This window comes from Kitasatospora fiedleri, assembly GCF_948472415.1.
Taxonomy (GTDB): domain Bacteria; phylum Actinomycetota; class Actinomycetes; order Streptomycetales; family Streptomycetaceae; genus Kitasatospora; species Kitasatospora fiedleri.
The window spans coordinates 7,823,341-7,847,218 of the sequence record NZ_OX419519.1; the positions used below are offsets into that span (position 1 = coordinate 7,823,341).

At 77.3% G+C, this 23,878-nt stretch carries 14 protein-coding genes and 3 pseudogenes; 13 read left to right on the forward strand and 4 right to left on the reverse strand.

What is annotated here, in order from left to right; genetic code table 11:
* Window positions 1-277 precede the first annotated feature (277 nt).
* Window positions 278-550, forward strand: coding sequence for a hypothetical protein (locus QMQ26_RS35745; RefSeq protein ID WP_100838728.1), 273 nt, complete (start codon window positions 278-280; stop codon window positions 548-550).
* 131 nt (window positions 551-681) lie between these two features.
* Here QMQ26_RS35745 and QMQ26_RS35750 read toward each other — a convergent pair whose 3' ends face one another.
* The 3 genes from QMQ26_RS35750 to QMQ26_RS35760 form a co-directional block, all read right to left on the reverse strand.
* The gene (locus tag QMQ26_RS35750) at window positions 682-1,812 is read right to left on the reverse strand and encodes an FUSC family protein (RefSeq protein WP_282204220.1); all 1,131 of its coding nucleotides are present in this window, start codon (window positions 1,810-1,812) and stop codon (window positions 682-684) included.
* Between the two features lie 181 nt (window positions 1,813-1,993).
* Complete coding sequence (locus QMQ26_RS35755) at window positions 1,994-2,929, reverse strand: serine hydrolase (RefSeq protein ID WP_282204221.1); 936 nt, start codon at window positions 2,927-2,929, stop codon at window positions 1,994-1,996.
* Window positions 2,930-3,009: 80 nt separating this feature from the next.
* On the reverse strand, window positions 3,010-3,912 hold the full coding sequence (locus tag QMQ26_RS35760) for an aldo/keto reductase (RefSeq protein WP_282204222.1): 903 nt from the start codon (window positions 3,910-3,912) through the stop codon (window positions 3,010-3,012).
* 173 nt (window positions 3,913-4,085) lie between these two features.
* Between QMQ26_RS35760 and QMQ26_RS35765 the strand changes: the two genes are divergently transcribed.
* The 12 genes and pseudogenes from QMQ26_RS35765 (at window position 4,086) to QMQ26_RS35825 (ending at window position 23,319) form a co-directional block, all read left to right on the forward strand.
* On the forward strand, window positions 4,086-5,009 hold the full coding sequence (locus QMQ26_RS35765; RefSeq protein WP_318552150.1) for a DUF5937 family protein: 924 nt from the start codon (window positions 4,086-4,088) through the stop codon (window positions 5,007-5,009).
* 141 nt (window positions 5,010-5,150) lie between these two features.
* On the forward strand, window positions 5,151-5,795 hold the full coding sequence (locus QMQ26_RS35770) for a hypothetical protein (RefSeq protein ID WP_282204223.1): 645 nt from the start codon (window positions 5,151-5,153) through the stop codon (window positions 5,793-5,795).
* Between the two features lie 453 nt (window positions 5,796-6,248).
* Entirely contained in the window at window positions 6,249-8,090 is a 1,842-nt protein-coding gene (locus QMQ26_RS35775) for a condensation domain-containing protein (RefSeq protein ID WP_282204224.1), read from the forward strand.
* Entirely contained in the window at window positions 8,090-9,469 is a 1,380-nt protein-coding gene (locus QMQ26_RS35780; RefSeq protein WP_282206683.1) for a non-ribosomal peptide synthetase, read from the forward strand. The genes QMQ26_RS35775 and QMQ26_RS35780 overlap by 1 nt, the downstream gene beginning before the upstream one ends.
* Window positions 9,466-15,012: pseudogene (locus tag QMQ26_RS35785) on the forward strand (amino acid adenylation domain-containing protein). Before QMQ26_RS35780 ends, QMQ26_RS35785 begins: the two are co-directional and overlap by 4 nt.
* Window positions 15,009-16,534, forward strand: a pseudogene (locus QMQ26_RS35790) (class I adenylate-forming enzyme family protein). The pseudogenes QMQ26_RS35785 and QMQ26_RS35790 overlap by 4 nt, the downstream one beginning before the upstream one ends.
* Before the next feature lie 58 nt (window positions 16,535-16,592).
* Window positions 16,593-17,461, forward strand: a pseudogene (locus QMQ26_RS35800) (condensation domain-containing protein); the annotation flags it as partial.
* Between the two features lie 346 nt (window positions 17,462-17,807).
* Entirely contained in the window at window positions 17,808-19,556 is a 1,749-nt protein-coding gene (locus QMQ26_RS35805) for a non-ribosomal peptide synthetase (protein ID WP_282206685.1), read from the forward strand.
* Window positions 19,553-19,774 (forward strand): MbtH family protein, encoded by a 222-nt coding sequence (locus tag QMQ26_RS35810; protein WP_100838719.1) that lies wholly within the window; start codon window positions 19,553-19,555, stop codon window positions 19,772-19,774. The genes QMQ26_RS35805 and QMQ26_RS35810 overlap by 4 nt, the downstream gene beginning before the upstream one ends.
* On the forward strand, window positions 19,771-20,025 hold the full coding sequence (locus QMQ26_RS35815) for an acyl carrier protein (RefSeq protein WP_282204226.1): 255 nt from the start codon (window positions 19,771-19,773) through the stop codon (window positions 20,023-20,025). Before QMQ26_RS35810 ends, QMQ26_RS35815 begins: the two co-directional genes overlap by 4 nt.
* Window positions 20,026-20,095: 70 nt before the next feature.
* Window positions 20,096-21,409, forward strand: coding sequence for a condensation domain-containing protein (locus QMQ26_RS35820; RefSeq protein ID WP_404814243.1), 1,314 nt, complete (start codon window positions 20,096-20,098; stop codon window positions 21,407-21,409).
* A 92-nt stretch (window positions 21,410-21,501) separates the two neighbouring features.
* Window positions 21,502-23,319: a N,N-dimethylformamidase beta subunit family domain-containing protein gene (locus tag QMQ26_RS35825; RefSeq protein ID WP_282206686.1), complete on the forward strand. Its 1,818-nt coding sequence runs from the start codon at window positions 21,502-21,504 to the stop codon at window positions 23,317-23,319.
* A gap of 64 nt (window positions 23,320-23,383) precedes the next feature.
* On the opposite strand, the gene QMQ26_RS35830 is transcribed toward QMQ26_RS35825, so the two are convergent.
* A complete protein-coding gene (locus QMQ26_RS35830) occupies window positions 23,384-23,851 on the reverse strand; it encodes a sporulation protein (protein ID WP_282204227.1) in 468 nt (155 codons plus the stop codon).
* Between the last annotated feature and the right edge of the window lie 27 nt (window positions 23,852-23,878).

Below are 23,878 nucleotides of genomic sequence, written 5' to 3' on the forward strand. Positions count from 1 at the left end.
GTCTCCGGGGGCGGCGAGTCGGGGACGTCCGGGACGGCGAGCGGGCGCGGGGCCTGTGGCGAAGCGCCGTCAGCTCCCGGCGGGCGGTCGGAGAGCAGCGCGGCGACGGCCCCTGGCGACGGGTGCGTCGCCGCCCACCCCGAGGGCCGGTACGTGCCGGAACCCTTCGGTGTCCGCGACGGGCAGCGTGCCGAGGACCGCTGACATCCCGGCACCGGCACCGGAAGCCCGTCGGCACCCCCGCCGCTTGTCGGCCCGGGGTGCCAGGCTGTGTCCCATGGACGAGCACCACGAGCAACTGCTGCGCGGCCGGGTCTACGGCGCCGACCACGAGGACCCCGGCCCGCGCCCCGGCCGCGAGTACCGCGAACTGGTGGGCGGCCCTCTGGACGGCCTCCTCCTGGACGTCACCGGCCGGGACCAGGCCGACCTCGAACGCGGCGCCGCCCTCGTCACCGGCCTCAGCCACTACGGCAGCGAAGGCCGCGCGCACTACGCCCCCCGCCCCACCGCCCCGCACCGCTGGGACTGGACGGGCGACACCCCGTAGCGCCCCCGCGCACGCGAGACCGCCCGGCGCGGCGGGCGCGGGTCGACCCCGTACGGCGGGGGCCCGGCCGCAAGGGGGGATTGGCCGGGCCCTCGTCCGCCGCACCCGACGCCTGCCCCGGCGGGGCGCTCTCATGCGCCCTCCTGTTCCCGTCCTTGCTCCTGCCCCTGTTCCTGTTCCTGCGGGACTCGTCCGAGTCCGTCGAGGAGCTGGAGGATCTGCTGGAAGGGCCTGCGCAGGGCCACCGCGGCGGGGCGGGAGTCGGCGCGGGCGTAGGCGGCGAGACTGTCGCGGACGGTGGCCAGGGCCGGCCCGGGCCCGCCGGTGTCCAGGACGCCGGTGATCGCCCGACCGGTGGCGGCGGTGAGGGCGTGCAGGTGCGGCCGGGCGTCGGTGACGACCGGGGCGAGGTCGTCCCTGGCGGTGAACGCGGCGACCTCCCCGGCCAGGGTCTCCAGGTGCGGGGCGAGGCGGTCGACGGCGGTGACGGCCCGGGCGGTGCGCTCGGCGCTGTCGCGGTACCGGCGGTGCAGGGGGTTGAAGCGGACGGAGCGTTCGGCTTCGCGGGCCCGTGCGGCGTTGTCGTGGACCGCGTCGACGTGGCCGGTGACGGCGGTGACGTTGTCGCGGGCCACCGCGGGATCGGTGCCGAGGGCGGCGGCGGTGCCGGCCAGTGCCCGGGTGAGGTGGGCGGACGAGTCGCGGGCGAGGGCGGTGAGGGCGCGCCGGGGGTCGGCGGGCCACAGCAGCGGCGCGAGCAGGACGGTCACGGCCGCCCCCGCCGCGGTCTCCCAGAGGCGGTGGAGGGCGTAGGCGTCGGGGGAGGTGCTGGCGAAGACCAGCAGGGAGGAGGCCGGGACCTGGACGTTCGGCGGCCCGCCGACCCGCAGCAGCATCCCGATGCCCAGGCCCAGGGCGACGACCAGGGTGAGCGCGCCGGTCGAGGGGTGCAGGACGTTCAGGGCGGCGATGCCGATCGCCACCCCCGCCACGACGCCCAGCACCCGCTGCAGCGAGGTGCGCAGGGCGGTCGCCGGGTCACCGCCCAGGGCCACCAGCGGGACGACGGCCGCGTACACGGGCGGCTGGTCCGCCCCCAGCCAGAGCGCCACCTGCCAGGCGACGGCGACCGTGACCACGATCCGGGCCGCGGCGGGCCCCTGGGACGCCAGGACGCCCCGGGCCCGGCCGCCCGCCGGTGCGTGCCGCCGCGCCGCCCCTCGTGCCCGCTCGGACAACGCCTCGGACGGTCTGCGCACCATCGGTCTCCCCGATCCGGACCGTGATCAACATGATCAAGCCGTGATCAACGCGATCAACGCGATCAACGGGCCCAGCGTGGTCGCCGGACGGGCCACGGCCGCCGATTGCGCCGAATGCGGCATGTCACGGACCGGCACCCCGCGCCGGAGACAGCTCGGACGGGGACGGGCACGGGGTCGGTCAGCCGTCTTCCCCGCGCAGCGCGGCGACAGCCCGGGCGGTGGCGGCGCCGATGGCGGCGTTGATCGCGGTCTCGTCCGAGCCCGGCCGGGAGCGGGTGAAGACGGCGGCGGCGTACCGGCGGCCGTCGGGGTGGGAGATCACGCCGACCTCGTTGCGGACCACGCCGAGCAGGCCGCCGCTCTTGGCCGCGACCCGCACCGGCGGCCGGAAGCCGCTCGCGATCCGGTGCCGGGTCAGCTGATGGCCCATCAGGGTGCGCACCCGGGCGCACGCGGCGGCCGGTCCGGCCCGGTCGGTCCAGATCAGCCGCAGCAGTTCGGCCATGTTGCGCGGGGTGGTCCGGGTCCCCCGGGACGGGTCGAGCGCGCGGGCGGTCGGCAGCAGCTCCTCGGCCCGGGCCGACTCGGCCGCCGACGCCCGCTCCCCCCAGGCCACCGCGTCCGCCCAGCCGGTGCGGCCCAGGTCCCGGCCGATGGAGTCGAGCATGGTCCGCAGGTCGGACTCCAGCACGGTGCCGGTCAGTCCGAGCCGTTCGGCGGTCGCGTTCACGGCGGCGACGCCGATCCGCCGCAGCAGCACGTCGGTGGTGTGGTTGTCGCTGATGGTGAGCATCAGGACGACCATGTCCCGCCAGGAGAGCACCACGTCGTCCTCGAACAGCGAGGTCCCGGTCGGGCCGGGGGTCCGGTCGGCGGCGCTCAGCGTCACCCGTTCGCCCGGGTCCAGGCGGCCCTCGGCGAACCAGGTCTCCACCTCCAGGGCCACCTGCACCTTGACCACCGAGGCCGGAACCGACGGCTCGTCGGCGCGGAAGCCGAACTCGCCGGAACCGGCTCCACGGAAGCCGGACTCGCCGTCGTCGTCCAGCGGTAGGACGCACAGCGCGCCCTCGCAGCCGGCCCGCTCAAAGATCCCCCGGATGTCGTCCGTCACGGCGCCCATCCTGCCGGCAGGGCTCCGGCAGGGCTCCGGCAGGACCTCAACAGGACCCCGGCAGGGCCCCGGCAGGGCGGTCACCGCCGGTGCAGCGCGTCCAGCCGGGCGAGTTCCGCCGCGGACAGCCGCAGGCCGCCGGCCGCGACGTTGGCCTCCAGGTGCGCGGGGTCGCCGGTGCCGGGGATGGCCAGCACGTGCGGGCCGCGGTGCAGCGTCCAGGCGATCCGGACCTGCGCGGGGGAGGCCCCGTGCGCCCGGGCGACCTCGACCACCTCCGGGTGCTCCTCGGCGCCCGCCCCGTACTGGCGGCCCGCGGCCGCGATCGCGTAGAACGGCACGAAGGCGACGCCCTGTTCGCGGCAGAGCTCGACGAGGGCGTCCTGCTCGGGCCGGACCCCGAGGCCGTACATGTTCTGCACACACACCACCGGTGCGACGCTCTGCGCCTCGGCCAGTTGGTGAGGCTGGACGTTGGACAGGCCGAGGTGCCGGACCAGCCCGGCCGTCCGCAGCTCGGCCAGCGCGCCGAACCGCTCGGCGACCGAACCGTCGCCCACCACCCGGAGGTTCACCAGGTCCAGGTGGTCGCGGCCGAGCTGGCGCAGGTTCTCCTCCACCAGCCCGCGCAACTGGTCCGGCCCGGCGTGCGGCAGCCACGCCCCCGACGGGTCCCGCGGCTGCCCGACCTTGGTGGCGATCACCAGGTCGTCGGGGTAGGGCGACAGCGCCCGGTTGATCAGTTCGTTGGCCGAGCGCAGCGGCGAGAAGTAGAAGGCCGCGGTGTCGAGGTGGTTCACGCCGAGCTCGACGGCCCGGCGCAGCACGCCGACCGCCTGCCCGCGGTCGCGCGCGACCGCGCCGGGCACCAGGGCCGCGCCGGTCTGGGCCAGCCGCATCGCGCCGAAGCCGATCCGGTGGACCACGCGGTCGCCCAGCGTCCAGCTGCCCGCCGCGGCGGCGGTGATCGTCTGTGGGGTCATGCCGCCGATGATCGACCGGCGGCTACAGTGGCGGCCACTGATTCGGACATCCGCGAATCCTCGGAGAGCGGTCCTCGGAGAGCGGTCCTCGGAGAGCAGGAGGTGGCCGTCCTGGCCGAACTGGCCTTCCCGGCCCGCGACGTGGCGCGGGTGCGGTTCGCCGTCTCCCCGATGTGGCAGCTCACCACCGGCTACCGCCTGCTGGCCGCCGGCACCGCGGACCCGGTCCACCGGCGCTGGCTCGACCAGGTGCGCCCCCGGGTGGCCGCCGCCGCGCTCGACCGGGGCCGGCTCGCCGAACTGCTCCCGTCCGGCACCCCGTACGTGCCGGACTTCCTCAACCCCGCGCCCGCCGGCCCCGCCCCCGCCCTGGACGAGGAACTCGCGGCGATCGCCGCCACCCCGCCGAACGCGTCCGCGCCGACCTCGACCACCTCCGTCACCACCAGGGCCGCACCGGCCCCCGGACGCGCGCCCTGCACGCCGACCCGGCCGCCCGGCTGCCCGCGCTCCTCCGGGAGATCGCCGCCTTCTGGGAGACGGCCCTCGCCCCGTACTGGCCGCGCATCCGCGCCCTGCTGGACGCCGACGTCCTGCACCGCTCCCGGCAGGCCGCCCGGCACGGCACCGGACGGCTCCTCAACACCCTGCACCCGCAGCTCAGTTGGGACGACACCGCGCTCCGCCTGGACCGCCGGAGCCGGACCCTGGCCCGCCACACCGCGGGCGGCGGACTGCTCCTGATCCCCACCGCCTTCAAGGGCCCCGGCCTGTCCACCCGGATCGCCCCGCCCGATCCGCCCCAACTCGCCTACCGCGCCCACGGCGTCGGCCGCCTCTGGCAGCCCCGCACCGGCTCCGCCACCGAGGCACTCGCCGCCGTCCTGGGCCGGGCCCGCACCCTCCTGCTGGCCGAACTCGACGCCCCCGCCACCACCACCGAACTCGCCCACCGCACCGGCCTCTCCCCGGCCCACGTCTCGCAGAACCTCACCGCTCTGCGCGCGGCCGGCCTCGCCACCGCCCACCGCACCGGCCGCACCGTCCTGTACGCCCGCACCGCCGTCGCCGACGCACTGCTCGCCGCCGATCACTGACGAGCCGTCATATCCATTTCCCGCCAGGCGACTTGTTGCCCGGCTCGGCCGCGTGGAACGATGGCCGCTCCGCGCCGGACTCGGCGTCGGGGGGTCGGGTGGGCGTGGGGGCGCCCGCCCTCTGCGGTGGGGGAGTACACCATGGCTCTGCAATTCGTCGGTCTGTTCGCGAACGACCCGGTCTACCAGGCGGCGCAGGCCCAGCTCACGCTCTGCGACCGGCCGGCCGCCCCGGCCGACGCGGCCTGGGGGCTGTGGCCGGCGCCCGCGGTGCTGGGCGCGACCCTGCTGGGAAAGCTGGCGAACGTGCCGGGCGCCAACGTCGTCGTGCGCGGCGCCCGGGGCCGGATGCCGGTCGGGGACACCCAGCTGATCGGGGTCCCGGCGGGCGGCCAGCAGCAGCACAACCTGACGGCCGAGACGGCCGGATCGCTGCGGACGTGGCTGGCGGCGAACCCCGGGGCGGCGCTCACCGTCGTGGTGAACGTGACCACCAGCCCCAGCACCACCTTCGCGGGGACGATCGTCGAGATCCTCAACCACGAACTGTCCGCGCACGCCGAGCCCTACGCCGACTTCCTGATCGCGGAGGCGGCCGCCGCCGGGACGGGCGTCCTGGACACGGCCGACCAGCAGCACCAGGCCCTGGCCGCCGGCAACCCCCGCTACCGGCTGATCGGGGCGGAGTACGTGACGACCCACCCGGCGGCCGACCAGGCGCCGCGCTACCGCACCCGGATGGCGCAGGACACGGTGGCCAACGCGACCCTGCCGCCGGGCGTCTGACCGCGCGGCAGCCGACCGCGGCCGAAGTGGCGCCGGGCCCCGAGGAGGGGGCCCGGCGCCACTTCGTCGTCCGCCCGGCGGCGGGCGGCCGAACGGGGCCGTACCGGGTCGGCGGCGGGTCGGCAGCCAGGTCCGTGGCGGGTCAGCGGCCGGGTCCGCAACGGGTCGGCAGCCGGGTCCGCAGCAGCGTTCCGGTCGCCGGCCCGGTGACGTCCGGAAACGCGGAGGAGGTCCAGACCATTGACCGGGTGCCTCCTCGCTCCCTAGCATCCGCCCTGTCACAGCAGCCCCATTTCAGCCATCCCGGCCCGGACGTCCCGGCCCGGGTGGCCGGCGTACCCGCGTGCGGCCCCACCCGCCCGCGCCGCCGCCGAACGGGGCCGCCGGGACGGCCCTCGACGGCGGAGGGCCCCGCACCGCGCACCACGGAAAGACCAACGGGGAGCTCGATTCATGCCTACCGGGAACACCGGACCGGAACCGGTGGCCGAAGCCACCGCCGTGCTGTCGGCGGGCCAGGAACGCCTCTGGTTCCTGGCCCAACTGGAGCCGGGGGACCCGTCCTACAACATCCCGTACGTCCTGCGGCTCACCGGGCGGCTCGACCCGGCGGCGCTGCGGACCGCCCTCGACGCCGTCGTCGTCCGGCACGAGGCCCTGCGCTGCCGGTTCCCCGCCGCGGACGGGCGGCCCGCCGTGGTGGTCGAGCCGCCCGGGCCGGTCCGGCTCGATGCGCGCGACCTGCGGGGCGCCCCGGCGGGGGAGGCGCAGGCGGCGCTGGCCGAGCTGAGCAACACCGCCTTCGACCTGGCCGCCGACCCGCCGCTGCGCGCCGCGCTGCTGCGCACCGGGGACGAGGAGCACCTGCTGGCCCTGGTGCTGCACCACATCGCCGCCGACGGCTGGTCGCTCGGGCTGCTGCGCGCCGAACTCGCCGCGCACTACACCGCGCACCGGGAGGGCCGCAGCGCCGAACTCCCGCCCGCCCCCTCCTACCTGGCGCACGCCGCCGCCGAACGGGCCTGGCTGGACGGCCCCGAGGCGGCCCGGGCACTCGCCCACTGGCGCGAACGCCTGGCCGGAGCGCCCCCGCTGGAACTGCCCCTCGACCGGCCCCGGACCGGCGCGCCCAGCAGCGCCGGGGCCTACCACACCCGGGTGCTGCGCGGCCTGCGACCCGTCCTGGAGGCGTTCGCCCGGGCCCGCCGGGTGACGCCGTTCATGGTGCTCGCCGCCGCCTACCAGACCCTGCTGCACCGGTGCACCGGACAGGACGACTTCTGCGTCGGGGTGCCCACCGCCGCCCGGGACACCGTGGAGAGCGAACGGATCGTCGGGTACTGCTCCTCGGCGCTCGTGCTGCGCGCCGACCTCTCCGGGGCGCCCACCTTCGACGCCCTGCTGCGCGCCGTCCGCAGCGACTGGACGCGCGCGCTGAGCCACCGGCGCATCCCCTTCGAACGGCTCCTCGACGAACTGGGCACCGACCGGGACCCGGACCGCGCGCCGGTCTTCCAGACCATGCTCACCGTGCACACCCACACCGGCGGCGAACTCGGCGAGGAGCCCTTCGCCGACCTGCGCTGCGCCGAGGCCGACGCCGGCCACACCGCCGCGAAGTCCGAACTCGGCCTGGACGTCCGACCGGACGGCGACGACCTGCACGCCGTCTTCGGCCACCGCACCGACCTGCTGGACCCCGCGACGGCGGCGGCCCTCGCCGCCCGGTTCGAGACACTGCTGCGCGCCGCCCTCGCCGACCCGGACACCCCGGTGCACCGGCTGCCGCTGCTGACCGACGCCGACCGCGCCCTGCTGGCCGACGGGGCCCGCGGGCCCGCGCTCCCGGCCGGACCGCCCACCGTCCTGGCCGCCGTCGACCTGGCCGCCCGTCAGGGCCCGGACGCCCCGGCGGTGGTCGGCCCGGACGGGACGCTCACCCGCGCCGGGCTCGCCGCCGCCTCCCGGGCGCTGGCCGCCCGGCTCGCCGCCCACGGCGTGCGCCGCGGCGACCTGGTCGCGCTCTGCCTGCCGCGCGGCCCGCGCGCCGTGACCGCGATGCTGGCGGCCTGGCGGCTGGGCGCCGGCTACCTCCCGCTGGACCCCGGCTACCCGCCGTCCCGGCTGGCGTTCATGCTCGCCGACAGCGGCGCCGCCGTGCTGCTCACCGAGGACGGCACCCTCCCGGACGGCGTGCGCGCCGACCTCCCGGTGCTCGCCGCCGACGGGCCGGACCCGCAGGACCGGGCCGCCCCCGAGGAGAGCCCGGCCACCCCGAGGACCCCGCCTACCTGATCTACACCTCCGGCTCCACCGGCACCCCCAAGGGCGTCCTCGTCCCGCACCGCGCCCTGGCCGCCCGGGTGGCCTGGATGCGCGACGGGTACGGCCTGACGGCCGACGACCGCGTCCTGCAGTACGCCACCCTGTCCTTCGACACCAGCGCCGAGGAGGTCTTCCCCGCGCTCGCCGCCGGCGCCGTCCTGGTCACCGCCCGCCCGGACGCCACCCTCCCCGACCAGCTCGCCGAGCCGTACTGCGCCGGCCTCACGGTGCTCGACCTGCCCACCCCGTACTGGCACCACCTGGTCGCCGACCTCGCCGAGACGCCCTGGCCGCCGGACCTGCGGCTGCTCGTGCTGGGCGCCGACCAGGTCCGCCCGGAGGCCGTCGCGGCCTGGCGGGCCCGGTTCGGGGAGCGCGTCCGACTGGTCAACTCCTACGGCCCCACCGAGACCGCGATCATCGCCACCACCGCCGAGCTGGGCCCCGCGGACGCGCACCGCCGCCCGCCGATCGGCCGCCCGGTCGGCGGCACCACGGTCGCCGTCCTCGACCGGCACGGCACCCCGGTGCCGCCCGGCACCCCGGGCGAACTGGTCATCGGGGGAGCGGGGGTGACGGACGGCTACCTGGGCCGCCCCGGCGCCACCGCCCGCGCCTTCGTGCCCGACCCGGACGGCCCGCCCGGCGCCCGCCGCTACCGCACCGGCGACCTGGTGCGCCGCCTCCCGGACGGGACGCTGGAGTTCCTCGGCCGGATCGACGACCAGGTGAAGGTCCGCGGCTACCGGGTCGAACCCGGCGAGGTGGAGTCCGCGCTGCTCGCCCGCCCGGGCGTCGCCCAGGCCGCGGTGGTCGCGCACCGCGACACCCTGGCCGCCTACGTGGTCGGCACCGGCCTCGACCCGGACGCGCTGCGCACCGCCCTCGCCCGGACGCTCCCCCCGCACGCCGTCCCCGGCGCGATCGTCCCGCTGGACGCCCTCCCGCTCACCCCCAACGGCAAACTCGACCGCCGCGCCCTGCCCGCCCCCGACGCCGTGGCCGGCGCCCGCCGCCGCCCGCCGCACGTGCCGCCGCGCACCGAGGCGGAGGAACTGGTCGCCGACGTCTGGCAGGAGGTGCTGGGCGTGGCCGCCGTCGGCGCCCACGACGACTTCTTCGACCTCGGCGGCCACTCCCTGCTCGCCACCCGGGTCGTCGCCCGAATCCGCGCCGCGATCGACCTCGCCGTCCCGCTGCGCGCCCTGTTCACCCACCGCACCGCGGCCGCCTTCGCCGAGGCCGTCGAAGCCGCCCTGGTCGCCGAGATCGACAACCTGTCCGACGACGACGCCGCCCGGCTGCTCGCCGCCCCGGACGCCCCGGAAGGAGACCGGCTCCCGTCATGAGCTCCGACACCACCGCCCCGGACGCCCCCGCCAAGGCCGGGCTGTCCGCCGCCAAGCGCGAACTCCTCAGACGCCGGCTGGTCGGCCGCCCCTCCGCCCGGACCACCACCGTCCCCCGGCGCGCCCCGGACGCCCCCGTCCCGCTCTCCTTCGCGCAGGAACGGCTCTGGTTCATGGAGCAGTTCGCGCCGGGCACCGCCGCCTACAACATCCCCGTGGTCCGCCGGCTGCGCGGCCCGCTCGACCCGGACGCCCTGCGCGCCGCCCTGGACGCCGCCGTCGCCCGGCACGAGACGCTGCGCTCCCGCTACCCCGCCACCGAGGACGGCCGCCCGCTGCTGGTCGTCGACCCGCCCGGCCCCGCCGAACTGACCGTCACCGACGCCGCCGACGAAGCGGCGGCCGAACGGATCGTGGACGCGGACGCCGCCGTCCCGTTCGACCTGGAGCACGGGCCGCTGCTGCGGGCCCGGCTGATCCGGCTCGCCGCCGAGGACCACGTCCTGCTGCTGGTCGTGCACCACAGCGTCAGCGACGGCTGGTCCAGCGAGGTGCTGCTCGGCGAGGTGCTGCGCGGCCACGCCGCCCGGGTCGCGGGAGCCCCCGACCCGCTGCCCGAACTCCCGGTCCAGTACGGCGACTTCGCGATCTGGCAACGGCAGGAGCTGAGCGGCGACCGGCTGGCCGCCGAGGTCGCCCACTGGGGTGCCGCACTCGCCGGGGTGGAGCCGCTGGAGCTGGCGTTCGCCCGCCCGCGCCCGCCGCGCCAGACCTTCGAGGGCGCCGGGTACGCGTTCCGGGTCGAGCGCCCCCTGCTGGAGCGCCTCACCGCCCTGGGCCGCCGCCACGACGCCACCGCGTACATGGTGCTGCTGGCCGCCTTCCACCTGCTGCTGGCCCGCCACAGCGGACGCACCGACTTCGCGGTCGGCTCGCCCGTGGCCGGCCGCCCGGAGGCCGAACTGGAGCCGCTGGTCGGCATGTTCGTCAACGTCCTGGCGCTGCCCGCCCGGCTGGAGGGCGACCCGGACTTCGCCGAACTGCTCGCCCGCACCCGGGAGACCTGCCTGACCGCCTACGGCACCAGGACCTGCCGTTCGCCCAACTGGTGAGCGAACTCAACTGGCCCCGGGACGTCTCCCGGCCGCCGGTCTTCCAGGCCGTCCTGGCGGTGCAGAACTACGCCGTCCAGGGCGAGGGCCCCGACACCGCGCCGCTCACCGCCGAACCGTTCGGCGTCCGGGCCAGCGGCACCCGCTTCGACCTCGAACTCTTCCTCCAGAACGGCCCGAGGGCCTGAACGGCTCGTTCAACTACAACACCGACCTGTACGACGAAGCCGACATCGCCCGCCTCGCCGACCACCTCGGCCGCCTGCTGGCCGCCGTCGCCGACGCGCCCGACACCCCGCTGTCCGCCCTCGACACCCTCACCGCCGAGGAACGGGAGTTCGAGACCCGGCGGTTCAACGACACCGCCGTGGACCGCCCGGCCACCACCCTGACCGCCCTGGTCGCCGCCCAGACCGCCCGCACCCCCGACGCCGTCGCCGTCGCCACCGAGGGCCGCCCCGCCCTGACCTACCGCCAACTCGACGAGCGGGCCGACCGGATCGCCGCCCGGCTCGCCGCCGAGGGCGTCGGCCCCGGCAGCCTGGTCGCCGTCAGCGCCGAACGCTCACCCGACCTGGTGGCCGGCCTGCTCGGCGTGCTGCGCACCGGCGCCGCCTACACCCCGCTGGAACCCGACTACCCGGCCGAACGCCTCGCCTTCCTGCTCGCCGACAGCGACGCCACCGTCCTGCTCACCCAGCGCAAACTGCCCGTCCCGGCGGGCTGCGCGGCCCGCGTCCTGCTGCTCGACGACCCGGCCGAGTGGCCCCGGGCCCGCACCCGCCCGGCCGGACCCGCCCCCGACGACCCCGCCTACGTCATCTACACCTCCGGCTCCACCGGCCGCCCCAAGGGCGTCCCCAACACCCACCGGGCGATCGCCAACCGCCTCCAGTGGATGCAGGACGCCTACCGGATCGGCCCCGAGGACGCGGTGCTCCAGAAGACCCCCACCGGCTTCGACGTGTCGGTCTGGGAGTTCTTCTGGCCGCTGACCACCGGTGCCCGGATCGTGCTCGCCAAGCCCGGCGGCCAGAAGGACAGCGGCTACCTGCGCGACCTGATCGCCTCCGCCGGGGTCACCGTCGCCCACTTCGTCCCCGCCATGCTGCGGGCCTTCCTCGCCGAGGAGGACGTCGAACGCTGCACCACCCTGCGCCGCGTCGTCAGCAGCGGCGAGGCCCTCCCGCCGGACGCCGCCCGCGAACTGACCACCCGGCTGCCCGGCCTGCGCCTGGCCAACCTGTACGGGCCCACCGAGGCCGCCGTCGACGTCTCCTCCTGGGAGTGCGCCGGGCCGCTGACCACCGTGCCGATCGGCCTGCCCGTCGACAACACCCGGCTGTACGTCCTGGACGCCCGGCTGCGCCCCGTCCCCCCGGGCGCCCCCGGCGAACTCCACATCGGCGGCACCGCCGTCGCCCTCGGCTACCACCGCCGCCCCGGCCTCACCGCGGCCCGCTTCGTCCCCGACCCCTACGGCCCGCCCGGCTCCCGCCTCTACCGCACCGGCGACCTGGCCCGCCGCCGCCCCGACGGCACCCTGGAACACCTCGGCCGGATCGACGACCAGGTCAAACTGCGCGGACTGCGGATCGAACCCGGCGAGACCGAGGCCGCGCTGCGCGCCCGGCCCGACATCGCCGACGCCGCCGTCGTCCTGCACCGGGACCGCCTGGTCGGCCACCTGGTCCTCGCCCCCGGCGCCGAGGAACCCGACCCGGTGGCCCTGCGCGCCGCCCTCAAGCGGACCCTCCCCGACCACCAGGTCCCGGCCGCGTTCACCACCCTCCCCGCCCTGCCGCTCAGCCCCAACGGCAAACTCGACCGGCGCGCCCTGCCCGCCCCGCACATCCACCGCCCCGACGGCGCGGCCGAGCCCGCCACCCCCGCCGAGACCGTCCTCGCCGAGATCTGGGCCGAGGTGCTCGACCTGCCCGAGGTCGGCACCGACGAGAACTTCTTCGACCTCGGCGGCCACTCCCTGCTGGCCACCCAGGTCGTCGCCAGGGCCCGCAAGCGGCTCACCGCGATCGGCGCCCGCCCGGTCGGCGTGATGGACCTGTTCACCCACCGCACCGTCCGCGACCTGGCCGCCCTCGCCGCCGCCGACGACCGGCCGAGCGGCCCGCGCGCCCTGCTGCACCGCCTCACCCGCGCCGTCCCCGCCGCCCGCCGCACCCTCACCCTGGTGTGCGTCCCCTACGGCGGCGGCAGCGCCGTCGTCTACCAGCCGGTCGCCGACGCGCTGCCGCCCGACGTCGAACTCTGGTCCGTCGCCGTCCCCGGCCACGACCTCGGCGTCACCGAACACCACCTCGACTTCGACGACCTCGCCGAGGCCGTCGCCGCCGAGGTGCGCGCGAAGGTCGACGGACCGCTCGTCGTGTACGGGCACTGTGCCGTCGGCACCGCGCTCGCCGTCGCCGTGGCCCGCCTGCTGGAGGGCTCCGGCCGGGAACTGGAGGCCGTCTACGCGGGCGCCCAGTTCCCGTTCGCCCGGCCGCGCAACCGGCTGCTCGCCGCGCTCGGGAAGATCGCCGCGCTGGAACCGCTGGTCGGCGACCGCTCCTACGCCAACTGGCTGACCGGCATGGGCGTCGACACCTCCGAACTCGACGAGGACCAGGTCCGGTTCGTCATCGGCAACATGCGGCGCGACACCCGGGCCGCCGAGGACTACTTCACCCGCGCCCTGGCCGAGGTCGAGGCCGGCGCGCCCCGGCTGCGCGCCCCCGTGGTCTCGCTGGTCGGCGACAAGGACCCGGCGGCCGACTTCTACCAGGAGCGCTACCGCGAGTGGCTGCTGCTGGCCGAACGCTCCGCGGTCGCCGTGCTGGACGAGGGCGGCCACTTCTTCATCGCCTACCGGGCCGCCGAGACCGCCGCCGCCGTCACCACCGTCCACCGCGCGCTCCTGGACGGCACCACCGCCGACCTCCCGCGGCGGGACCCGGAGAACTCCTGGTGGTTCCACGGCGGGACGGCCCCCGCCGCGGACGGCACGGACGGCTCCGCACCGGGCTCCGCGGACGGCCCGGCGGGCCGGGAACCGGCCGCCGCCGCGGACGGCCCGCAGCCCGGCATGGGCCGCTTCCTCTGGGTCGTCGGCGGCCAGCTCGCCTCCATCACCGGCTCGGCGCTCACCGAGTTCGCCCTGCCGATCTGGATCCTGCTGGAGACCGGGTCGATGGCCCGCTTCGCGCTGTACGCCGTGGTCGCGATGCTCCCCGGCATCCTGGTCGGCCCGCTCGCCGGCGCCCTGGTCGACCGCCTCGACCGCCGCCGCGTGATGCTGCTGGGCGACCTCGCCGCCGGCGCCACCCAGGCCGGACTGCTGACCCTGCTGCTCACCGGCCGCCTGCACACCTGGGAGGTGTACGCGCTACTCGCGGTGCTGTCCGTCGCGCTCACCTTCCAACGCCTGGCGTACGCCTCCGCCGTCCCGCAACTGGTGCCCAAACGCCACCTCGGCCACGCCAACGCATCGTCCAACTCGCCTTCGGCACCGCCCAGTTCGTCGTCCCGCTGGCCGCCGTGGCGCTGCTCGCCGCGATCGGCCTGCGCGGCATCCTGATCATCGACGTGGTCTCCTACGCCGTCGCCGTCACCATCCTGCTCACCGTCCGCTTCCCGAAGACACTGCCCTGGACCCGCCGGGAGTCGCTGACCGCGGAGATCCGGCACGGCATCGCCCTCTCCTGGCGCCACCGCGGCTTCCGGGCGATGCTGCTCTGGTTCGCCGGCCTGAACGTCTTCCTCTCCCCGCTGTTCCTGCTCACCACCCCGCTGGTGCTCTCCTTCGACGACCTCGGCGGCGCCGCCCGGGTCGCGGTCGCGGCCGGCGCGGGCGCGATCCTCGGCGGCGTCGCGATGGGCTTCTGGGGCGGACCGCGCCGCCACAAGCTGCGCGGCATGCTCGCGCTGGCCGCCGTCCTCGCCCTGGCGGGCGCGGTGGAGGGGCTGCGGGCCAACCTGTGGACGGTGGCGGCCGGCGCGTTCGGCATGTCCTTCGCGCTGGCCCTGGTCAACGGCATCTACGCGACGATCGTCCAGGTCAAGGTCGCCCAGCGGTTCCACGGCCGGGTGTTCGCCCTGAACACCCTGGTCGCCTGGTCCACCCTCCCGCTCGGCCACGGCGTCATCGCCCCGCTCGGCTCCGCCCTGTTCGGCCCGCTGATGGAACCGGACGGCGCGCTCGCCCCCGTCTTCGGCCCGCTGATCGGCACCGGCCCCGGCCGCGGCATCGCCCTGATGTACCTGCTGTTCGCCGCCGCCATGCTCGCCCTGGTCGCCCTCGGGCTGCGCCTGCCGGTGCTCGCCCGCTTCGACCGCGACGTCCCGGACGCCGAACCCGACGACCTGGTCGGCCTGCGCGAACGCGCCCGCACCGCCGCCGCCCGCCGCGCGGCCGGGACGGGGGCCCGATGAGCACCGCCCCGCACACCCCCGCCACCCTGCCCGCGCTGCTCGCGCACCGGGCCGCCGCGCACGGCGAGCGCACCGCCGTCGTCTGCGGCGCGCAGCGGCTCGACTTCGCCGCCTGGCAGGCCCGTTCCGGGGCGCTGGCCGCCGCGCTGCGCGCCGAGGGCGTCCGGGACGGCGACCGGATCGGGCTCTGCTTCGGCACCGACCGCTGGGCGGAGTACGCCGTCGCGTTCCTCGCCGTGCTGCGGGCGGGCGCCGTCGCCGTGCCGCTCTCCGACCGGACCTCGCCCGCCGGGACGGCGCACGCCCTCACCGACGCCGGGGCCCGCCTCCTGCTGCACGCCGACGGCGGCCCCCGCCCGCCGGGCGTCCCGGACGGCGTCCGCACCCGCACCGAGGCCGCCGCCACCGCCCACCACCCCGCCGACCCCGCCGACCCCGGCCTCCCCGAACCCGAGCCGGACGCCCCGGCGCAGATCCTGTACACCTCCGGCACGACCGGCACCCCCAAGGGCGTCACCGCCCGGCACGCCAACCTGGTCCACGGCTGCACCCTCGACGAGCGCCGCCGCCCGCTGCGGCACTCCCGCACCTTCCTGCACGCCTTCCCGGTCGGCACCAACGCCGGGCAGACCATGCTGGTCAACGCGCTCAACGCGCACGCCGCCTGCGTCACCGCCCCCCAGTTCACCCCGGCCCGGTTCGTCCGGCTGATCGCCGAGCACGCGGTGGGCAGCGTGTTCCTCGTCCCCGCGACGGCCGTCGAACTGCTCGCCTCCCGGGCGCTGGCCGCCGCGGCCGAGCGCGGCGACCTGGACACCGTCCGGCTGGTCGGCTCCACCGCCGCCGCGCTGCCGCAGCCCGTCGCGCTCGCCCTCGACCGGGCGTTCGGCAAGGCCCAGGTCGTCAACTACTACACCTCGACCGAGGCGGCCCCCGCCCAGGTCACCCTGCTGTTCGACCCGGCCCGCCCGGACTCCCCGGGCCGCCCCGCCTCGCTCGCCGAGCTGCGCGTCACCGACGCCGACGGGCACCCCGTCGCGCCGGGGGAGCCCGGCGAGCTGTGGCTGCGCTCGCCCGCCGCCCCGCGCGCCTACCTGGGGAGCGGGACAGCGCGGTGTTCCGGGGCCGCTGGGTGCGGATGGGCGACCTGGGCCGGGTGGACGCCGACGGGTTCCTGCACCTGCTCGACCGGGAGCGCGACGTCGTCAAGTCCGGCGCCCACAAGGTCTCCACCCTCCAGGTCGAGAACGCCCTGCACGCCCACCCGAAGGTCGCCGACGCCGCCGCGTTCGGCGTCCCGCACCCGGTGCTCGGCAGCGTCGTCGCCGCCGTCGTCGTCCCGGACGGCGAACTGACCGCGGCCGAGCTGCGCACCTTCCTGCTCGACCACCTCGCCGTCCACGAACTCCCCGCCACCGTGCACTTCCGCGCCACCCTGCCGCGCAACGAGGGCGGCAAGGTCCTCAAACGCGAACTGCGCCGCACCCTCACCACTCCGGACACCCCCGAGGCCACGCCATGACCACCCCGCTCACCCCGCCCAGCACGGCGTCTGGCTCACCGGGCGCACGCTCGACACCGGCACCGCCTACCACCTCGCCGTCACCCTCGACCTCACCGGCCCGCTCGACGCCGACGCCCTCGACCGGGCCTGCGCCGCCGTCGTCGCCCGCCACCCCGTCCTGGCCTCCCGGTTCGCCCCCGACGGCACGGCCGCGCCCACCGCCGCCGTCGCCCCGCCGCGCCGGGTCGACTGCGCCCCCGCCGACCTCGACAAGCTGCTCGACGAGGAGCGCGCCGCCCCGTTCGACCCCGCGACCGGGCCGCTGTGCCGGTTCGCGCTGTTCCGCCCCGGGCCGAACGGTACGTGCTGCTGGTCACCGCCCACCACCTCGTGCTGGACGGCGAGTCCAAGGAACGCCTGGTCGCCGACCTCGCCGCCGCCTACCGCGGCGAACCGCTCGACTCCGCCGCCGCCCCGGCCGACCCGCCGGCCCCCGCCCTCGAAGCCCCCGCCCTGGCGGCCGCCGCCGCGTACTGGACGCCGCGCTGGCAGGAACCCGCCGCGCCCGTCCTGCCCGGCCTGGCCCCGCCGCCCGACGGCGGCGTCCGCCCCGCCCCCGGCGCCGAGACCGCCTTCCGGCTCGACGGACGGCGCTGCGCCGACACCGCCCGCGCCCTCGGCGTCACCCGCTTCGAACTCCTCACCGCCGCCTGGCACGCCCTGCTGGCCCGCTACGGCGACCCCGTGCCCACCACCGCCGTCGAACTCTCGCTGCGCCGCCCCGGCGAACCCGTCGCCCTCGGCCTCGCCGTCAACGAACTGCCGCTGCGCCCCGGCGACCCCGCCGACCGGACCTTCGCCGACTGGGCCCGCACCGTCCGGGCCGAACTGCGCGCCCTGTACGCCCACCGCGCCGTGCCGCTGGGCCGCGCCGTCCCGGCCTGACCCCCCGCACCGCGCTCACCCCGCTGTCGGTCAGCTACCGCCGCCGCCCGGCCGCCGCCGCCCCCGACTTCGGGCCGCTCACCGCCCGGGTCGGCTGGACCGGCTTCGCCGGCACCGCCCGCAACCTGCTCCACCTCCAGCTGGTCGACTGCGGCGAGGAGATCCTCGGCAGCCTCCAGTACCGCACCGGCGCGCTGGACGCCGCCACCGCCGCCCGGATCGCCGGGCACTACACGGCACTGCTGGACGCCGCCCACGCCGCCCCCGACACCCCCGTCGCCGCCCTGGAGTTCCTGGCCCCCGACGAGCGCGCCGCCCAGCTCGCCGCCCCCGCCCCCGCCCCGACCTGCCCGCCACCACCGTCCCCGCCCGGTTCGCCGCCCGCGCCGCCGCCCACCCCGACGCGGTCGCCGCCGTCGCCGACGGCACGCCCGTCACGTACGGCGAACTGGCCCGCCTGGTCGCCCACGCCGCCGCCGCCCTCACCCGGCACGGCGCCGGGCCCGGCCGCACGGTCGGCATCACGCTGCCCCGCGGCCTGGACCAACTCGTCGCCGTGCTGGCCGTGCTGGCCACCGGCGCCGCCCACCTCCCGCTCGACCCCGACTACCCGGCCGCCCACCTGGCCTTCGTCCGCGACGACGCCCGGCTCGCCCTGCGGATCACCGACCACCCGGAACAGCCCGGCGACCTCACCCCCGCCGACCTCGCCCCCACCGGCGACGGCACGCCCCCGCTGCCCCCGGCGCCCGACCCCGCGCTGCCCGCCTACGTCCTCTACACCTCCGGCACCACCGGCCGCCCCAAGGGCGTCGAAGTCCCGCACTCCGCGCTGGCCAACGTCCTCGGCAGCCTGCGCGACCGGCTCGGCGCCACCGCCGCCGACCGCTGGCTCGCCCTCACCTCGCTCGCCTTCGACATCTCCGCCGTGGAACTCCTGCTGCCGCTCACCACCGGCGCCCGGGTCGTCCTCGCCCCGCCCGGCGCCCACCGCGACGGCCCCGCCCTGCTCGCCCTGCTCCGCGAACAGCGGATCACCCACGTCCAGGCCACCCCCAGCGGCTGGCAACTGCTGCTGGACGCCGGACTCGCCGACACCGCCCTCACCGCCCTCACCGGCGGCGAGGCCCTGCCCGCCCCGCTCGCCGCCGCCCTGACCGCCGCCACCGCCCGGCTGGTCAACGTCTACGGCCCCACCGAGACCACCATCTGGTCCACCTGCGCCGACCCGGCCCTCGACGAGCACGGCGCCGTCACCCTCGGCGAACCCCTGGACAACACCCGGGCCTACGTCCTCGACCAGCGGCTGCGCCCCGTCCCGTACGGCGTCCCCGGCGAACTCCACCTGGCCGGGGACGGCGTCGCCCACGGCTACCGCGGCCGTCCCGGCCTCACCGCGAGCCGCTTCCGACCCGACCCGTACGGGCCGCCCGGAGCCCGGATGTACCGCACCGGGGACCTGGTGCGCCGCGCGCCCGGCGGCGCCATGGAGTACCTGGGCCGCGCCGACACCCAGGTCAAGCTCCGCGGCCACCGCCTCGAACTCGGCGCGATCGAGGCCCGCCTCGCCACCCACCCCGGCGTCGCCCGGGCCGCCGCAGCCCTGCGCGGAGCGGACCGGCTGGTCGCCTACGTCGTCCCGGCCGGCCCGGCCCCCGACCCGGCCGAACTGCGCGCCCACCTGGCCGCCGTCCTCCCCGCCGCCGTCCTGCCCAACGCCTACGCCGTCCTGGACGCCCTCCCGCTCACCCCCAACGGCAAGCTCGACCGGGCCGCGCTACCCGACCCCGGGCCCGCCCGCCCCGACCCCGCGCCCGCCGCCGGGGGCGCGAACGCCGGACCCGGGGACGCCGGACCCGGGGACGCGGTGCTCGACGCGGTGCTCGCCATCTGGGCCGAAGTCCTCGAACTGGACGACCTCGGCCCCGACGAGGACCTCTTCGACCTGGGCGGCCACTCGCTGACCATCACCGCGATCGCCGCCCGCGTCTCCCGCACCCTCGGCGTCGACGTCCCGCTCGACGTCTTCTTCGACGAACCCACCGCCCGCGGCGTCGCCGCCGCCGTCCGCGCCCTGCAAGGAGCCACCCCGTGAGCAACGAGATCCGCTACGTCGTCGCCGTCAACGACGAGGAGCAGCACGCCCTGTGGCCCGACGGCGCACCGCTGCCCGCCGGCTGGCGCGCCGAGGGCTTCGCCGGCACCGAGGCCGAGTGCACCGCCCACGTGGACCGGGTCTGGCCGGACATCCGCCCGCTCAGCCTGCGCCGCCGCCTGGCCGGCCACCCGGACGCCCGCGAGGACGCCCGATGAGCGAGCTGCGCGACCGCGTCGCCGACCTGGTCTCCCGCGCCACCGACGGCGCCGTCGGCACCCCCGAACTCCTCGGCTCCGCCGACGTGCCGCTCGCCGCGCTCGGCGTCAGCTCGCTCGCCCTGCTGCGGCTCGCCGACAGCCTGGAGGAGGAGTTCGGCATCCTGGTCGACCTGGCCGACCGCACCCTGTACACGGCGGACCTCGACGGGCTCACCGCGCGGGTGCGGGAGCTCGGCGGCACCCCGTGACCGCCCTGGAGGTGCCGTTCGCCGGCGGGCGGGCCGGAGCGGCGCCGCTCACCTGGGGACAGCGGGCGATCTGGCACGCGATCGGCCGCACCGCGCCCAACGACCACTACTTCAACCTGGGCCGCGTCCTCCCGCTCGCCGACCGGGGCACCCCCGTGGACGCCCCCCGGCTCACCGCCGCGCTGGCCGCCCTCATGCACCGGCACGAGGCGCTGCGCACCCGGATCGCCGACGGCCCCCGCCAGCAGCTGCACGGCGCGGGCCGGATCACCGTCGACCTCCGCGACGCCCCCGACGCCGACGCGGCCGCGCGCACCGCCGACGGCCTGCTCGCCGAACTCACCGCCCGCCGCTTCGACTACGCGGGGAGTGGCCGGTCCGCTTCGGCGCGGTGCGCCACGACGGGCGGATCAGCCACGTCGTGCTCGCCCTGTGCCACCTGGCCTCCGACGGCCACGGCGCCGAGGTCCTGGTCCGGGACCTGCGGCTGCTGGCCCGGCGCGGCTCCGCCGGACCGGCCACCCCCCTGACCCCGCACGACCTGGCGCACCACCAGCACTCCCCGGCGGGCCGCCGGGCCGGCGAGGCCGCCCTCGCGTTCTGGGCCGACGGGCTGGCCGCCGCCCCGCCCACCATGTTCCCCACGCCCGTCGCCGCCCCCGAGCACCCGCGCTACTGGACCGGCCGCCTGGTGTCCGCCGCCCTGCCCCGGGCGGTGGACGCGCTGGCCCTCGCCCACCGGGTCAGCGGCTCCACCGTGCTGCTCACCGCCGCCGCCGCGCTGGTCGCCGCCGACCAGGGCCACCGGACGGCGGCCGTCATGCCGATCGCCGGGAACCGCGCCGGAGCCGACCGGCGCACCCTGGTCAGCACCCTCTCGCAGGACGCCCTGTTCGTCCTGCGCACCCCCGACGACCCGGACGCCGTCCTCACCGACCTGCTGGCGGACGCCTGGCCCGCCGCGCTGGCCGGCTACCGCGCCGCCTCCTACGACCCGGCGGCCTGGGACGCCCTGCTGGCCCGCGCCGCCCGCGAACGCGGCACGGAGGTCCACCCCTACTGCTGCTTCAACGACATGCGCCTGGTCGACCGCCCGCCCGCCACCGGCCCGCTGGACGCCGCCACCCTGGCCGGGCTGCGCCGGCGCACCGCGCTGGACTTCCCCGCCACCCAGGACCGGGTGGCCTGCCGCTACTGCCTGCACCTCACCGGCGACGGGGACACCCTCACCGTCACGCTCACCGCGGACACCGCGTACCTGCCCAAGGCCGCGATCCACGCCCACCTGCGCGCCCTGGAGGACGTCATCGTCGACTCGGCGGCGGGCCACCCGCCCCGGGTGGCCCGGCTGCGGGAGGCGCTGCTGCGGGAGGCGCCGCGATGACCGAGGGAGCCGTGACGACCGGACCCGGACCGGTGCCCCGCCCGGTCGCCCGCGCCGCGGACGGGGCCACCTCGTGCCCGCAGGGCGGCCGGATGCGCTTCGAGGTGACCGCCGGCGACGGCGGCCCGCTCACCGGACGGGTCCTGGTCACCGACGTGGTGGCCGGCCGGGTGCGCGCCGCCGCGGACCTCCGGGGCACCCACTGGGAGCTCACCGTCCCCGCGCACTGGCCGAGTTCGCTCTACCGGGCCAGCTTCCACGACCTGCGCCCCGAGGAGCCCGAGCCGGAACGCGACGCCGAGCACGAGGTGTGGTTCGCCGTCCGGGCCGCCCGCCCGGCCGCCCCGATCCTGGTCTCCGTCCCGTTCGCCACCTGGCGGGCCTACCACCGGGCCGGCCAGCCCGGCCGCAGCCTCTACTACGCCGAACAGCCCGACCGGGCCGCCCGGGTGGCGCTGGACGCCCCCGGCGGCGGCCCGCCGCCCGAGCGCTGGGAGGAACCGCTGCTGCACTGGCTGCACCGCACCGGCCGCCCGGTCGAGTTCTGCTCCGGATTCGACCTGGACGACGGCGACGCACTGCTCTCCGCCCACCGGCTGCTGGTGGTCAACGGCCACGACGAGTACTGGACCGCCGGGATGCGCGACAGCGTCGAGGGCTTCGTCCGCCGCGGCGGCAACCTCGCCGTGTTCGCCGGGAACACCGCCTGGTGGCAGATCCGGCTGGAGGACGGCGGACGCACCCTGGTCTGCCACCGGGACGCCGCCGCCGACCCCGTCGCCGCCACCGACCCCGCCCGGGCCACCGTCGAGTGGTCCTCCGCGCCGGTCGACCGCCCGGAGAACACCATGACCGGCGTCAGCTTCCGCAACGGCGCGGGCGCCTGGGGCGAGGGCATGGCCGTCATCGGCGAGGAGGCGTACACCGTCCGGTTCGCCGACCACTGGGTGTTCGAGGGCACCGGCCTGTCCGACGGCGACACCTTCGCCCGCGGCGCCCTCGGCTACGAGACCGACGCCGCCGAACTCGACTGGTCCCTCGGCGTCCCCCGGCCCACCGGCCGCGACGGCACCCCGCGCTCCTTCGCCGTCCTCGCCACCGCCGACCTGCGCCACTGGCGCAGCTACGGCCAGGGCGGCTGGGCCACCCTGGGCGTGCACCGGCTCGGCGCCGGGACGGTCTTCAACGCGGCCACCATCAACTGGGGCCGGGCGCTGGACGACCCGGCCGTCGACCGGGTCACCCGCAACGTCCTCGACCGGCTCTCCGGCACCGTCCCCGCCCCCCGCTGGCACACCGTCGGCCCGGCCCCCGCGCTGCGCGGCCTCGCCGCCTGCGAGGGCACCCTGTTCGCCCTCGCCGCCGACGGACGCACCCTGCTGCACCGCGAACCGTCCGAGCAGAACCTGCCCTGGCGGCCCTGCGCCGACCCCGCCCCCGCCGAACTGCGCTGCCTGACCGCCCCCCGCGAAGCCTGCCACCCCGTCCCGCTCGCCCTGCTCGCCGTGACCACCGGGGACCGCCTCGTCCACCGCGACCCCGTCACCGGCCCCGCCCCCTGGCGGGACGCCGGACCGGTGCCCGCCGGGACGAGCGCCCTCGCCCTGTGCGACGCCACCCTGTTCGCCCTCACCCCGCACGACGACACCCTGCACCACCGCCCCGCCCAGCTCCCCGACGCGCCCTGGACGGCGCTCGGCGGCGCCGGGAAGGCCACCGCCCTGACCGTCCTCAACGCCCGGCTGTACGCCCTCGGCCCCGACGGCCTGCTCAGCCGCCCGCCCGTCCGCACCGACGAACCCTTCCGCCCGGCCGCGCCCTTCCCCCCGGCCACCGCGCTGGCCGCCCACGCCGGCCGCCTGCTCGCCGCCACCCCGCCCGGCCGGCTGATCAGCCACCCGCCGGCCTGAACCCCGGCCGTCCGGGTCCGGGGCCGTCCGGGGCCGGGCCCGGTTCGGGTTCGGGCCGCGCGGGTCAGTGACCCAGCACGCCGCGGACCCAACCGTCCACCGTGCCGGTCAGGTCGTGCTGCCCGGCCCCGTGGTCCAGCACGAAGGTGCGCACCGAGTCGCCGCCGTGGAACACGCCGCGCTTGTCGAACTCCAGCACCACCTCGACCCGGTCCGGACCGGTGACGAAGGACAGCTCGACCTCGCTGCACCGCCGGGCGAACTGCGCCGCCGCCTTGTACTCGATCTCCTGGTAGAACGGCAGCGTCTGCCCCGTGCCGCGGATTCGCCCCGCCTCCAGATCGGCCCGGTGGAAGTGGAAGCCGAGCGCCGCCAGCGCCTCCAGCACCCGCTCCTGCACCGGCAGCGGACGCACCTCCAGCGGATCGGTGTCCCCGCGGTCCAGCTGGCCCGCGATGTCCACGTCGGTCCGGACCCCGAGCACCATGCCCGCCAGGTGGTGCCCCCGACCGCCGTCAGCGGCGTCTCCCACGGCACGGGAAAGGCGAACGGCACCGCC